The sequence below is a fragment of the Pseudomonas marginalis genome (assembly GCF_900105325.1).
Classification (GTDB): Bacteria; Pseudomonadota; Gammaproteobacteria; order Pseudomonadales; family Pseudomonadaceae; genus Aquipseudomonas; species Aquipseudomonas marginalis.
On sequence record NZ_FNSU01000003.1, the window covers coordinates 4,396,070 to 4,409,413 of the forward strand.

The following is a 13,344-nucleotide window of genomic DNA, read 5'->3' on the forward strand; positions in this document are numbered from 1 at the left end:
CTGCTGTCTTCAGCACAAGCTCAGTGCGATGTCTAAATCTGTGCGCAACCGACGGCCTGCTCCCATAAGCACATAAACCGTGTTTTTCGTCTCAAATAAGCAGTCGTGGGTGAAGGAAACCTCCAACGTTGATCTGACCCAATCACCAGGTGCAAAACGGCCTTTACTATCTTGGATAACGGTCAATGCATAAACTAGGGCAGGGATAAGCCCTCTATCGGTGGTGGCTGAATCGCCCCTAGTTTCGTAGACACCTCCAAGCCTTAAAATGAGGCCCATTAGGAGGTGCCATGAGCAACCAGCGTTATCCCGAAGAATTCAAAATCCAGGCGGTCAAGCAAGTGACCGAAAAGCAGCTTCCTGTCTCGGAGGTGGCTGCACGATTGGGTGTGTCTGTGCACAGCCTCTATGCCTGGGTTAAGCGCTACACCAAGCCTCAGGAACAGCGCGTTGAGGAGGATGATCAGAGCGCTGAGGTTCGTCGTCTACGTGCCGAGCTGAAACGGGTGACGGAGGAGCGAGACATCTTAAAAAAGGCCGCCGCGTACTTTGCCAAGGAGTGCGGCTGAAGTACGCCTTTATTAAGCAGCAAGCGGGTCATTACGCGATTCGACGGCTTTGCCTGACGCTCAAGGTTCATCCCAGCGGCTACTACGCGTGGCTACAGGTAAAGCTTTGCTGGTTTCAGCCGAAACATTCCGAACGGAGAAAAAACTGGCTACGGCAGGCTACTACTGAACCATCCTGGGCTCTATCAGACGTCGACTTCATAGAACGTTCGCCTTGGATAGCTTTAAACAACATCTTCAAGCCCTGAGGCCTGCCATGCTTAGAAATGCTCCTTTGAGTACAAAGCTACTGCTTATTTTGATGTTTCCCCTGTTGGGCTTTCTGGTCTTCGCCGGGATTTTTGTAGCTGACAAACGAGAGACACTGAGCGAGATGAACCGAGCGGTCACCGCTACCGGCACCGCGCAGAAACTCAGTGACGTAGTAACCACTATCCAGCGTGAGCGCGGCGCAAGCGGCGTGTTTCTGGGCAGCGGTGGTAAGACGATGCAGGACAAGTTGAAAGTCTTACGCCAAGAAACCGACCGTGCGGTGAGCGCGATGCATGCGCAATCGACCGAGGGTCTTATCGCGCCTGACAAGATGCTGCGCGCAATTGATGGTTTGGCCGGACTGCGTCAGCAGGTGGACACGCTCGCAATCAATAACGGCGAGTCCGGCACCCGATTCACCGATCTTATCAAAAATTTGATCGGCTTGTCTTACTCACTGGAAACCAGCATTGAGGATCCGGAAATCCTGCGTGGGCTGAGTTCACTCAATCAGTTCGTAGACATGAAAGAGCGCTCTGGTCGAGAGCGTGTACTGCTTGGCCTGGCATTCAACCAAAACCGTTTTGATGCGCCGCTGTTGTCACGTTTCAGCCGCAACATGGGCGAGTTCTCCGGCTATTTCGAGGCCTTTCAACGCTGGGCTCCTGCCGTGTTCAAAAATAAGCTGGATGCGGTTCTACAACAGCCCGCATCCGTCGATGTAGCTCGCCTGCAAAAACTCGGATTTGATACGCCTCTAGGCGATCCGCTTAATATCAAACCCGAAGACTGGTTCAACCTTTCCACCAGCCGTATCGACATGATGGCTCAGGTCGAGGCTGAACTGGGCCAGACGGTCGTGAGCCTAGCCAATGTCGCGCGTACCGATGCCCAGCGCAGTCTGTATGTCGCAATAGCCACCGTCATTCTGATGTTGATTGCGGTGCTGTGGCTCGCTTCGGTGATTATTCGCAATATCAAAATCGCTGTGGTCGACGTGAACCGCACCCTTATTTCGCTATCCACGCGTGACCTAACTGCCAGAACCCGTTACACCGGCAGAGACGAGTTTGGCGAGATCTCGCGTAACCTGGATAACATGGCCATACAGATCGGTGAAGTGATCCGTGAGATCGGGAGTGCCACGGCGCAGGTCGCGACCGCCGCCGAGCAGTCTTCGGCTGTGGCCCTGCAAACTAGCAATAACGTCGTCCAGCAGCGTCAAGGCACCGATCAGGTGGTCACTGCCATCAGCGAGATGAGCGCCACGGTCAAAGACGTGGCGCGCAGCACTACCGACGCCGCAGAGATGTCGCAGCGCGTTAATGCCAGCACTATGCAGGGCAAGGCTGAAATCGAGAACACCATCAGCTTGATCAAAGGGCTTGAGGTTCAGGCCGAACAAACATCCCGAATCATTGAGGAGCTCAAGGGTGAAAGCTATTCCATCTCCTCGGTTTTGGATGTGATTCGTGGTGTAGCAGAGCAAACCAATCTGCTAGCTTTGAACGCTGCCATTGAGGCTGCCCGTGCCGGTGAGCAGGGTCGTGGATTTGCCGTGGTCGCCGATGAGGTGCGGAATCTGGCCAAAAAGACTCAGGATTCCACCGTCAGTATCCAGAAGATGATCGCCAATCTGCAATCCGGCTCCGACCGTGCCGCCACTTCCATGCAGGAAACTCTAGGGAAGGCTCAAGAAGGCGCGAGCAACGTAGTGCGCGCAGGGGAGTTGCTAGAAGAAATAGCCGAGGGCATCGCGACCATCAGCGACAGCAACATACAGGTCGCCTCGGCGGCAGAACAACAGAGTCAGGTTGCCGAGGAGATCCACCGCAACGTAAACGACATCAACACTCTGGTTATCCAGGTCAGCGCCGGTGCTGAACAAACCGCCGTCACCAGCCGCGAGTTAGCCCGCTTGGCCGAGCAACAGCAGGGGCTGGTGGAACGGTTCAAGGTGAACTGAGTTACAAGTTTTTTTACCGGATGCTCAAATGCCCGAGAGAATGACTTTCGGGTATTTGAGGATTGGTAGGTGAGAGGGTGACGCGCCTATAAGGGCTACTTTGCTCAACGCGATAAACGAGGCTTTTCATGACGCCGGATGAGGTCAGGCCATGGATTATCAGCCGTCCTACGGCTTTCTGAAGGACTGCTTATACCGTTCTGAGTCATACAAGGTGACTTTGGCAGACGCTTACTGTAGGCGTTCCTCCAAGATTGATAAAAGAAATTGGGTTTTATCTCGTACGAGCGAGCCGAACCTGGGACAAAGTTTTTTCATGGGGGAGTGAGCTGTTCCGGCGCACGCTACAAGCAGCCGCAGCCCAACCGTCCGAGGCCATTTTAGCTGAGCGTGATCGGCTCAGAAGCCCGGAAGCCCCGATCGAGAACGACGATCGAATTTCACCTCTGATCCAGAACGTCAACGCTGAATTAGCGAGATGCATACCGAATGCGCCTCTTGTTCAACTGCGGGTGACGAGCACTGATAGCCGATCGCTTCTCGACTCTGTCGCTGCACATTTCGCTGTCGTTGGAGGACTGGGAGTACCCGCTGCCAGACAAGGAAGTGGCCTGGTGTCCCTACAAGGTTTGTTACTACTTCTGGAGCTAGGTCGAGGACGTGCAGCAGCGGGTGAGGGATTTCTAATGGCCCTGGAGGAGCCTGAGCTTCATTTGCCCCCAGCAGGACAGCAGCAGTTGGTGCAACGAGTGCAAGCGCTTTCAACCCAGACCTTCATAACTACGCATTCGCCATTGATTGCAGCGGTATCGGATCCTACCTCTGTATTGATTCTGCGAAATATTGACGGCCATCTCTCGGCCCTTCCTTTTTTGGCTGAGCCGTTGCTACCAGATGCTCAGAACTGGAAGAGGAAGTTTTTTCAACAAAGTCGTGTGGATGTCCTGTCGGCTTTAATGCACCCGTGTGTATTAGTACCTGAAGGCCGTGCTGATTTCCAGTTACTGAAAACGGTGCTGCGGCCGTTGATGTTGACCGAGGGTTGGTCCACGAGCATGCCATCTATGTTTGGGCTGGAGGTCGGAGTTGTTCCCACTGAGGATGCCAAAGTGGTAGAGACGTTCCAGTTGCTATCAGCTAAGCTCACGAGATGGGCCCGGTATTCGAGCGCTAACCGTTCATGGAGCGAAAAACAGAGAGTTTGATCTAGTGATTGTGCTTTGGCCTGCGGCAATTCGTGGAAATGACGAGCAGCAGAGACGGCTACTTTACAATGCCATCACCAGAGCGAAGCAACAGTGCCTGGTATTAGTACAACTCCCGCGAGCAATGACACTTCCTCCTTTCTCCGTTCGAGAGGCTTAGTTTTAAACGAGAAATAGCACTTAGCGCTACGTAACCTTGGGTGAGGTTGATACAAAACGATTAGCTGCCGCAATATCAGCAGCACCAGGGCGATTTTTATGAGCAGAGCTTTGAGGCATCTCAAATTCGTCTGCCTTAGTCCAACGAACACCCAGCCCGCGAACTAGATAGCGGTTCGTTCGAGAAAAATCTGATGCTTCCGAAAAATCACCCTGCCTGAAAGAAATCATTCGCAGATCGTAGAGTCGAGTGATTGCGTCCGCGATGTGGTGCCTTTTGACCCCGGTAATCAGCGCTAACCGATCGTAGGAAAGCATAGCGATACCACCACGATTTGAGTCCCTGTACGCAAGCAAGGCGATGTACACCTTTAATGCCGACAATGACGCTCTGGTGAAGTTGAACTCAGTGAGCATGAGAATCTTGGAACCAAGCGAACCGTCGTAAAGCCAGCGTTTCGGAATCTTCGCCCAGCTTTTACTTTCAAACCAGCCGCAAATCATAATGTTCGACCCCTTCCTAAGGGCCTGCGCTTTTCGCTGAATCAGCCCCTCTTTTTCCAGTCGCGTCAACGCTTTCGCAACGGTTGGCCGAGACAAGCCTGTGAGCCGAATCAGCTCCTCGTAAGTCACGGTAGCATTTCCAGTAGTGAAACCTGTTCGGCAGCACAGCGCCAAGTAAAGCTTGAGCGAGGAAATGCATAAGTTTCTTGCAGACTTGTCTTCCTTCAGCCACATCAAATTTAACGAATAGGACTCATCCGCAAAGTTGACGAGTCCGCCTTCACGTATCCAATCGACAGGCAGCTTTGCCCATTCAGATACAGGACGAAGCACTTCGATTTGGCTCATTTCGACCTCCACGCATGCACCAGTAGACCAGCACTCAGAAGCAAGATACAGCACAACGCTAGCGTCAACGGATCAGCCGATAGAGCTTTATCAATTACAAACAGGACGGGATTCATTGCCTGGAACCTCTAAAAAAATGGCTACAGGAGAAACGTTATCGCCAAGTGCACCTGCTATCTAGATATAGGCACCCACCAAAATATACGTAACCATCTGTTAAATATAAAAATATTGGCAACTTGATTAGTTAATCTGAGATGGCCTTAAAATGCGAGTTTTTGCCTGTTTTTTGATCAATTTGAACTCAAGTGTAAATTCCAATGCGCTCAAGCTCCTCCTATCGAACGAGCACATGTGCAGCGAAGCCAGCTGACTTATGAGCACTCGTTGGTGTAACGGCTCAACACAAGCTAAGTGCTATTTCGAGATCTGTATGCAGCCTTCTACCGGCCCCCATCAATACATAAATCGTATTCTTCGTCTCAAATAGACACCCATGAGTGAAAGAGACAGCCAACGTAGTTCTCACCCAGTCACCGTGTGAAAAACGACCTTTGCTATCTTGAATAACGGTCAAAGCGTAAACCAGAGCAGGGATCAGCCCCCTGTCGATGATGGCTTTTCGCTGACGCGTTGTTACTTTGATGTCCAATATTGCCCAATCAGCAACAAGACAATAGGTACGGGAAGGAAAATGTAGATTGGCGAGTGCCACGGCATCTGGGTCAGCGAGTGGGCACCCGTTTATGTTCTCGCCTGCAGAAAGCAGTGAGGTAAACCTTGCAAAATTCATTCGTTCCTCCTTCCGATCGAAAAATCGATTCGAACGAGAATCATCAGTCAGCATAGCTCCCAGTGAATCGCTCGGTTCCGATGCCGACGAATAGCAGTAGGGTCATCTCACAGCTTGTTCCTCTACACTCCCTTTATCTCACTGAACGGAGTGATTTCTTTTGGCGGTGTCAGAGCGCAAAGTGGTTTGCGCCAGTAGCCCACGCTATGCCATTGGCCGTGCTTGAACCCAACCTCAGAGTAGGTGCCGATGTGGGTGAAGCCGAGCGCTTCATGAATACCTATGCTTCCCGCGTTGGGTAAGGCGATGCCGGCATAGGCCGCATGAAATCCCTGTTTCCCCAGGACGGGTAGAAGCTGCTGATAAAGAGCACGACCAACCCCTTTTCGATGCACTGCCGAGTCGACATACACGGTGACATCCACCGACCAACGATAGGCTTCCTTGCAAGGTGTCTAGAGAATCCGGGGCGATTCATGCTGCTGAATTAGTAGGCTGTGCTCCTCTCTCTGACGTTTTCACTGACTCTCCATCGAAAACGTTTCAGAGCCTAATCACCGATCTTCTGTGTACGGGAAGAAACGGGCGTGCGACGTAACCGTCCGGGCAAGTCATCTAGCGTAGCTGGCTCTATTGTTTTACGAGATTGCGCAACGATGAAGCTCAGCCCTCAATGTCGATCAGGGACTGCCGGGCATCATCACCCCAGTCAGACCCTGTCAAAGCACTTTCTCGTGCTATCAACAATTGAAACGCTTGAGATTCCTTTCAAGCGTTGCTGGATAACTTAAACTTGCCGACTACGCTGCGAAGTTCATTAGCGAGCAATGAAAGCTCGTCAGCCGTTACGGCGTTGTCCTCTACGCCTTCCATGACGATTAAGCTGCTGTTTCGAATGCCGATGACGTTGCGATTGATATCCTCTGAGACCGAATGTTGCTGCACCGCCGCACTTGCAATCTGAGTGTTCATGCCCACAATTCCGTCTACTGCTTCATTGATCTGGTTCAGGCTGCCAGACGCTTGGCTCGCTGCCTGAATGCATTCCCTAGCTCGGGTTTGCCCAGCCTTCATCTGTTGAACAGCGGCATCAGTAGCGCCTTGCAACTGTTGGATGATCCGTCGAATTTCTTCTGTGGAGTTTTGTGTGCGCGAGGCCAGAGTCCGCACTTCGTCAGCCACGACCGCGAAACCACGGCCTTGCTCGCCAGCTCGCGCCGCCTCGATGGCCGCGTTAAGGGCCAGCAGGTTAGTCTGATCCGCGATGGTACTGATGACCTCGATGACACCACCGATTTCTTTGCTGTGTGTCGCTAACGCTTCGACTTTGCTTGCACTGAGCTCCACTTCGTTAGCCAACGCCTCAATAGCGGCACTTGTTTCAATCATAACTTTCAAGCCGTCGTTAGACGCACTGCTTGCAGATTCAGCGGCACGTGCTGCGCCCTCGGTATTCTGGGCCACGTCGGCAACGCTCGCGGTCATTTCGTTGATGGCAGTAGCAACCTGCTCGGTTTCAGCCTGTTGTGAGTTCATTGAGGCTTTGGCTTGGCCTATGGAGATCTCTAGTCGCTTTGCCGCATCTGAGACTGAATGCGAGCTACGCTCCACCTGGCTCAGTGAGCCAGAGAAGGCCGTTACCATGCGGTTAAGTCCCTCGCCTACATCACCGATTTCATCGTGGCTGTTGATTCGGACGCGCGCGCTCAGATCGCCTTGAGCAATACGTGCCGTCACAGCTAGGAGCTCATCAACCCCAATCCGCAGAGCCTTGTAGATGCCGACGAACGCATAGAGCAGCAGTATCGCAATGGCGATAAATAGCTCAGTGCCGAAAGTACGCTCATTACTCAGTGTATTCAGACGCTCATCAACTCGAATTCGCAGCGATTCCTGCATCTGATCCTGAGCTTTGTAAAACTGAGCAACGACGGCGTTTCCACGCTCGCCCAAGGTGTTGGCATTCACGGTTGAGCGCTTGCTCGGATCAAGGTAGTCCACCAGGTCTTTACGCAGATTTTCCAGGTCGGTAATGGCTGTTGTTACAGACGGCTGAACTACACCAGATAATTTCGGCTCTTCTCGGCGAAGCAGGGAAAGGCTCTGCTGCAACTCTTGACGCATTAGCAGCTCCTGTTTCAACAAAGTCTGGGCAAAAATACGAGTGGTGTCGTCCAGAGGACGGTCAGCGCTAAAACCGCTGGCCAGACCGCGAATCTGTCCGACCAGATTTATTTGCCGAGGTAGACGTATAGAGCTTAGATCGATGAGGTACAACGAACCTGCTTCTTCGTCCAAAATCATGCCGGAAGTGGCCGTAATGTAGTAAACGAAATTCATTAGGTCGGTTAACTGGTCGTTCCACGCGGAAAAGATCACCAAAGGTGCTTCGCCTGCTTTGGCGCGTTCAACCAGCTGCACACTAGCGGTACGCAACGTCTGAACTCGGTCTGTCGTTGCCAGTTGGGTGCTAAATTTTGCGTCCTGCGCAGCAAGAGTCGCATAGGCATCGTTAAGCTTTTCAGCATTGCGTGCTGCATTGGCTACTGCGTTGGTATCACCGCTGAGCATGCCGTGTGTCAGCGCCCTCTGAATCATGGTTAGACGCAGGATAGGGGTGACGTCCAACAAGTATTGTTGACCCACCTGTTCATGCTTGATGCCCGTGATGCTCGTGTTCAGTGAAAGCATCACCCGGGTGCCTAGCAGGAGCAGAGGAATCAGGACAATAAATCCCAAAATTACGAATTTCATGGGGAATCGAACACGGTTGGTAACGAACAGGGCAGGCGCTAATAAATTCATCGGGTTCTCTATCACTCACGGTCTGTGAGTGCTTTCTTAGGCGTTAAAAAGTGCCCATCTCTCATTTATGGTTATGAGGTAATGAAAGCATTCCAAGAGATCTTCCTCAAAAGCCGCTTACCCTCCTTTGTTACAGGATCGAATTGCCGCGTTTCTCTTGGTACGAAAACTATCGGCTGAACCGGGCGAAGCTGTAGGGAGGAATGCATGGATAACCAGCATAAAGGCTAAGTAGACCGGTAATGGCACCAGTTGGAGGTGCGTCCGGGCATCCCGTCTTGCGCAACTAAACCGGTCGCCACCTATGCGGTAGTAGCTCCGCAATCTCACTTGCCCGCTGCGTCGGCAGGCGCGTGAGGACGTCCTTCAAATAAGCATACGGATCATGGCCGTTGAGTCGCGCCGATTGGATCAAACTCATGATCGCCGCTGCACGTTTACCGCTGCGTAACGATCCCGCGAACAGCCAGTTCGAGCGACCAAGAGCCCACGGACGAATTTGATTCTCGCACCAGTTATTATCTATGGGCACAGCACCGTCATCGAGATAGCGCGTCAGCGCTATCCAGCGTTTGAGGCTGTAATCCAGGGTCTTGGCGATGGCCGAACCCTCAGGCACAAGCTGTCTTTGGGAGGTCATCCAAGTATGAAGTGCGTCGGCGATTGGCGCTGCTTTTTCCTGCCGTATTCGCTGTCGATCACCCGGTTCCAGCTCGCGGACTTCTCGTTCAACTTCGTACAATGCCGCGATGTAGCGCAGCGCTTTTTCGGCGATCTGGCTCTTGTTGGTCGCATGCAAGTCGAAGAACTTTCGGCGGGCATGGGCCATGCAGCCGATCTCCGTAACGCCCAGTTCAAAGCCTGCCTTGTAGCCTGCAAAGTCATCGCAGACCAGCTTGCCGTTCCAACGACCTAGGAAGGCTCGGGCATGTTCGCCAGCGCGGCTCGGACTGAAGTCGTAAACGACCGCCGCCAAGTTGGAGAACTGGCTGGTGGCATAGGCCCAGACATAAGCGCGATGAGTTTTTTTAGCGTCAGGCGTCAGCATTTGTACCGGCGTCTCGTCGGCGTGGACGACGCCGTGCGTCAGCACGGCTTCGCGCAGCGCATCGACTAGCGGCTGAAGTTGCACGCCGCAGTTGCCTACCCATTGCGCCAAGGTCGAACGGGCGATGGGCAGCCCGGCGCGGCCGAAGATTTTTTCCTGACGATACAACGGCAAATGATCAGCGAACTTGGCCACCATGACATGGGCCAGCAGACCTGCGGTCGGTATGCCTTTGTCGATGACGTGCGCCGGTACCGGCGCCTGGATTAGCGTTTCGCACTGCTCGCAGGCCCATTTCCCACGGATATGACGCTCGACGGTGAACACACCGGGCGTGTAGTCGAGCTTTTCGCTGGCATCTTCGCCGATGCGCTTGAGGGCGCAACCGCACTGGCAATGGCTGTTGTCCGGTTCGTGATGGATCAGCGTGCGAGGAAATTGCGGCGGCAGCGCTGCGCGCTTGGGTTGCTGGCGCACTTTGGCTTCGACTGGTGTCGGTTGCAGCGCCTCAAGCTCGGCTTCGATAGCGGCAATATCAGTATCGATCAAGTCGTCGAGCAAGCTGGCCTGATTTGGACTTAGTTGCTCGCTGCGTTTGGCAAACTTGAAGCGCTTGAGCAGCGCGATCTCGTGGGCCAGCTTCTCGTTGACCGACTTGTGATGGGTGATTTGCTTGTCCATTGTCTCAACGCGCTGGATCAACTGCGCCGCCAGGGCACGCAGTTGTTCAGGGTTTAATTGATCGAGATTTGGATGCAAGCTCATGCCGCCTATTTTGCCAGAGAGGGCTGGTTGCGACGATAGACTGATGGGCCAATTGCGCTGGCAAGCACGCCATGGCAGGTGTTAAAGCATCGAGATGATTCCGCCTGCACCGACGCGCTGCCAAGGTAAACCGAGCACCAGGGCCTGAAGTTGCTCGGCATCCAACTCAACTTCGGAGCCGTGTCGCACACCCGGCCAGAAGAAGCGTCCTTGATTCAAACGCCGGGCGGCAAGCCAAATACCCACGCCGTCATGCACCAGCACTTTCATTCGATTGGCGCGGCGGTTGGCGAACAGATAGGCACAGTGCGGCTTCGCCGCACCGAACACCGCCACGACCCGTGCGAGCGCGGTTTCAGTTCCGGCGCGCATGTCCATGGGCTCGGTGGCGAGCCAGATGGAATCGACGCGGATCATCGCAGCAGGTCTCGAAGGAAAGCAGAACACGCCGCTGCATTTTCTGCTGGCCAACTCACCACGACGACACCTTTTGGATGCGGCACTTCGATTCGGATCGTGGCAGGAAGGGCCTGATGCATCGGCACCGGCGGCGAAGTCTTGACCGGGATGAAGGCAGTTTGCAGTGCCAGGTTTTTCTGTGCATGCACCCGAATCCATTTATGGACGAGGTTTGCATTGAGGTTGTGGGTCAAGGCGACATTGGCAATTGAAGTGTCAGGTTGGGCGCACTCAGCAATGACCTGGGCCTTGAAGGACTTGGAATAGGAACGGCGTTCTTGTGGCATGGGCGTCCGCTTAAAAAGGCTAAAAATGGTGTCCACTTATATTTGGGTGGACACCATCGCCTAAAGCGACGGTGTCAGGAAGGTGTGTTGCCCGGACGGTTACCGTGCGACCGCAAGAATCGCGAACACTCGTGAGGAAGTCTATGTGATTATAGAGTCAGTCAAGACTTGTTTCAGGAGGCTTGAAATGATTGTGGAGCAAGATGTGGTCTGCGCATCTCTTGTAGAGATCAACAATTGTTGAAGCCTGAAAGCCGGTCACCTGCTGTTAGCAGAAATAGGCCGGAGGTTAGTGCAAGCATGGGTAGATGCACGAATCTAATCCACTGGCCTATTTCAGCGAAGCTGGTGCGACATTAGTCAGAGACAACTACGATTTTTCCGCACTTCGGTAACGCATCTAGGTATTTTAGAAAGGTGGTTCTACTTAGGTCTTCTTCTGTGATTCTCGTTTCGTTGTAATCGACTTTGTCACCCCCCTCATTGAGCAGGTAATTTGTTTTTATAAACTTAACAAGTTGCTCGGGGGTAAGAAGGTTTGGGATGCGGATCTCCTCACTCGACTCTGCTGGTACTGGTTCGGAGCACCACATCGGTTTATTGCCATTAACGTCTTTGAAAAATAGATGATGAGGAGTTGATAGAGCAAAATCAGGCGTATTAATCGTAACTGGCGTTCTGGTTAAATCATTTAGGGAGCGCTTATTTTCCTTGGGTATGCCCATTTGCTCATCAAACTTTGGGGTGCAGTAAAAAACTTCCGCGTCTTTAACTCGCGACAAGCGACATAGAGCTTCATGCTGGCTAAAAGGATGTTGGCGAGTGCCCTTCGCGTACATCTTCCTTACCGTGTCAAGCTTTGCCCTATAAGGCCTGCCATTTGGATCGTAGCCTGCATTGGTAAGACCAGTTCTGACAGTGGCATCCCTCAGTTTTTTTAAGTTGACCGGCGCTATTAGTTTGTACTGATAGAAATATGCAAAAATAAATGCGCTCTTCTTAGTCCTGGTATCTATTAAGCGCTTCTTTATCCATTCAAAAAACTCCCCCTTTCTAAATTTGTATGCAGGGTCAGGCGCCGCAAATCCAAGGTCAAAACCTACGTGAACCTCTTCCTTGCCTGGAGAGAAAATTTCATATTGCCGTTTCTTATAAAGTTTGGCGAAGTGTTTCTCATAGAGTACGTGATAACTAAGTTCTACGAGCTTTTCGTTGAAGGTTACGCTCATGATTCTTCCCTAAATGTGAGGCGCCTTGCAGTAATTTTTTCTGGGTTCCCCAGGATCTGGAGAACGACATTGTTCGTCGAGTTGATTATGGCAGCACCAAAGATCTTCTCGAATTTGGTGTGTGTGAACTCCATGGAGGGCAATTTTATGTCAGCGCAGAGCCCTGCAAGGTAGTCAGGAAGGCGTACATGCTCTGCATAGTCAGTTTTCCCATCCATGAATGGGTAGGCGAATATAAATTGAGGTTTATTGGGATCTTTTACATTTCCAGACTGATGACGAACGATAAGAAACAGCATGAAAGCGATGTCAAAAGCCACCTCATTGTACTTTTCAAAAGTAGCATCTCTATCAGTCACCCATCTGAGAAACGCCGGCTCCTTTAGCTTGTTAAGCGTCAAGAAGAGAAACGCTGCGAACGTAGAGGTCAGCAATACCTGCCTCGCCAGCTTCGCATTGAATTTTTTGCGCTTCACTTCGTCCGCAAATTCCCCAAGCGCTTTGTCAATGCGTTGCCAATATGGTCTATCGACGCCTGGGTCGTCTGACCATTCGGCAATCAGCTCACGAAGTCCTACACAGAATCCATGGATGTTGTCATCAGTGATGAAATCACGAAGGAGCTTCGAATCTCGCTCAACGATGAACGAGACGCTGAAGGCCACAGGGCAGTTGAGGTAGGAAATCAGACCTTCCGACGCCTGGCGTGTCTTCTTCAGGTCTTTTGGCGCAACGTTCGCGATGTACTCTGAAAAATTCTTGTCAGTGTCGTGCTTCAGCGTGATGACAAATGAAAAGCTGTCGTTGGCCTTCTCTGTGTTGCCTACACAGTAATCGGAATAGATGTTCCATGGGGCGTCTGGCGGGTACTGCTTGAACCACGCCTGCATGTCACTATTGAGCGAAGGGCTGTTGTCTGTGAGCAGCTTGAGTAGATCGAACATGCGCTTCCCTG

Annotated in this window: 12 protein-coding genes and 3 pseudogenes; 4 read left to right on the forward strand and 11 right to left on the reverse strand. The window is 52.3% G+C overall.

Annotation, left to right across the window (positions count from 1 at the left end):
• Window positions 1–9: 9 nt before the first annotated feature.
• The gene (locus tag BLW22_RS36105; RefSeq protein ID WP_413038074.1) at window positions 10–279 is read right to left on the reverse strand and encodes a DUF6957 family protein; all 270 of its coding nucleotides are present in this window, start codon (window positions 277–279) and stop codon (window positions 10–12) included.
• 11 nt (window positions 280–290) lie between these two features.
• Here BLW22_RS36105 and BLW22_RS29805 point away from each other — a divergent pair.
• The 4 genes and pseudogenes from BLW22_RS29805 to BLW22_RS29825 all read left to right on the forward strand — a co-directional run.
• A pseudogene (locus BLW22_RS29805) lies at window positions 291–665 on the forward strand (transposase); the annotation flags it as partial.
• 205 nt (window positions 666–870) lie between these two features.
• A complete protein-coding gene (locus tag BLW22_RS29815) occupies window positions 871–2,787 on the forward strand; it encodes a methyl-accepting chemotaxis protein (protein WP_074848034.1) in 1,917 nt (638 codons plus the stop codon).
• A 512-nt stretch (window positions 2,788–3,299) separates the two neighbouring features.
• Window positions 3,300–3,992 carry an ATP-dependent nuclease gene (locus BLW22_RS29820; protein ID WP_235865633.1) on the forward strand — a complete coding sequence of 231 codons (693 nt, stop codon included), beginning with the start codon at window positions 3,300–3,302 and terminating at the stop codon, window positions 3,990–3,992.
• Between the two features lie 10 nt (window positions 3,993–4,002).
• Window positions 4,003–4,152 carry an ATP-binding domain-containing protein gene (locus tag BLW22_RS29825; RefSeq protein WP_235865634.1) on the forward strand — a complete coding sequence of 50 codons (150 nt, stop codon included), beginning with the start codon at window positions 4,003–4,005 and terminating at the stop codon, window positions 4,150–4,152.
• Between the two features lie 26 nt (window positions 4,153–4,178).
• Here the strand turns inward: BLW22_RS29825 and BLW22_RS29830 are convergent, their stop codons facing one another.
• The 10 genes and pseudogenes from BLW22_RS29830 to BLW22_RS29870 all read right to left on the reverse strand — a co-directional run bounded on the left by BLW22_RS29830 (window position 4,179) and on the right by BLW22_RS29870 (window position 13,333).
• Window positions 4,179–5,003, reverse strand: coding sequence for a winged helix-turn-helix transcriptional regulator (locus BLW22_RS29830; RefSeq protein ID WP_074848036.1), 825 nt, complete (start codon window positions 5,001–5,003; stop codon window positions 4,179–4,181).
• 400 nt (window positions 5,004–5,403) lie between these two features.
• Window positions 5,404–5,796 (reverse strand): DUF6957 family protein, encoded by a 393-nt coding sequence (locus tag BLW22_RS34740; RefSeq protein WP_074848038.1) that lies wholly within the window; start codon window positions 5,794–5,796, stop codon window positions 5,404–5,406.
• Between the two features lie 122 nt (window positions 5,797–5,918).
• Window positions 5,919–6,242: pseudogene (locus BLW22_RS29840) on the reverse strand (GNAT family N-acetyltransferase); the annotation flags it as partial.
• A gap of 322 nt (window positions 6,243–6,564) precedes the next feature.
• Window positions 6,565–7,440, reverse strand: coding sequence for a methyl-accepting chemotaxis protein (locus BLW22_RS36110; RefSeq protein ID WP_370661146.1), 876 nt, complete (start codon window positions 7,438–7,440; stop codon window positions 6,565–6,567).
• A pseudogene (locus BLW22_RS36115) lies at window positions 7,441–8,601 on the reverse strand (HAMP domain-containing protein); the annotation flags it as partial. It lies immediately after the preceding gene.
• 286 nt (window positions 8,602–8,887) lie between these two features.
• Window positions 8,888–10,414 carry an IS66 family transposase gene (gene tnpC, locus BLW22_RS29850; protein ID WP_074848043.1) on the reverse strand — a complete coding sequence of 509 codons (1,527 nt, stop codon included), beginning with the start codon at window positions 10,412–10,414 and terminating at the stop codon, window positions 8,888–8,890.
• A gap of 81 nt (window positions 10,415–10,495) precedes the next feature.
• Window positions 10,496–10,831 (reverse strand): IS66 family insertion sequence element accessory protein TnpB, encoded by a 336-nt coding sequence (tnpB, locus tag BLW22_RS35520; protein WP_003177794.1) that lies wholly within the window; start codon window positions 10,829–10,831, stop codon window positions 10,496–10,498.
• Window positions 10,828–11,160 (reverse strand): IS66-like element accessory protein TnpA, encoded by a 333-nt coding sequence (gene tnpA, locus BLW22_RS29860; protein ID WP_074848045.1) that lies wholly within the window; start codon window positions 11,158–11,160, stop codon window positions 10,828–10,830. Before tnpA ends, tnpB begins: the two co-directional genes overlap by 4 nt.
• A gap of 356 nt (window positions 11,161–11,516) precedes the next feature.
• The gene (locus BLW22_RS29865; protein ID WP_074848047.1) at window positions 11,517–12,389 is read right to left on the reverse strand and encodes a hypothetical protein; all 873 of its coding nucleotides are present in this window, start codon (window positions 12,387–12,389) and stop codon (window positions 11,517–11,519) included.
• Entirely contained in the window at window positions 12,386–13,333 is a 948-nt protein-coding gene (locus tag BLW22_RS29870; RefSeq protein WP_074848049.1) for a GCN5 family acetyltransferase, read from the reverse strand. The genes BLW22_RS29865 and BLW22_RS29870 overlap by 4 nt, the downstream gene beginning before the upstream one ends.
• Between the last annotated feature and the right edge of the window lie 11 nt (window positions 13,334–13,344).

Coding starts and splice junctions, on each gene's coding strand:
- BLW22_RS36105 (WP_413038074.1), bottom strand. CDS start 279: ATGGGCCTCATTTTAAGGCTTGGAGGTGTCTACGAAACTAGGGGCGAT.
- BLW22_RS29815 (WP_074848034.1), top strand. CDS start 871: ATGTTTCCCCTGTTGGGCTTTCTGGTCTTCGCCGGGATTTTTGTAGCT.
- BLW22_RS29830 (WP_074848036.1), bottom strand. CDS start 5,003: ATGAGCCAAATCGAAGTGCTTCGTCCTGTATCTGAATGGGCAAAGCTG.
- BLW22_RS34740 (WP_074848038.1), bottom strand. CDS start 5,796: ATGAATTTTGCAAGGTTTACCTCACTGCTTTCTGCAGGCGAGAACATA.
- BLW22_RS36110 (WP_370661146.1), bottom strand. CDS start 7,440: ATGGTAACGGCCTTCTCTGGCTCACTGAGCCAGGTGGAGCGTAGCTCG.
- tnpC (WP_074848043.1), bottom strand. CDS start 10,414: ATGAGCTTGCATCCAAATCTCGATCAATTAAACCCTGAACAACTGCGT.
- tnpB (WP_003177794.1), bottom strand. CDS start 10,831: ATGATCCGCGTCGATTCCATCTGGCTCGCCACCGAGCCCATGGACATG.
- tnpA (WP_074848045.1), bottom strand. CDS start 11,160: ATGCCACAAGAACGCCGTTCCTATTCCAAGTCCTTCAAGGCCCAGGTC.
- BLW22_RS29865 (WP_074848047.1), bottom strand. CDS start 12,389: ATGAGCGTAACCTTCAACGAAAAGCTCGTAGAACTTAGTTATCACGTA.
- BLW22_RS29870 (WP_074848049.1), bottom strand. CDS start 13,333: ATGTTCGATCTACTCAAGCTGCTCACAGACAACAGCCCTTCGCTCAAT.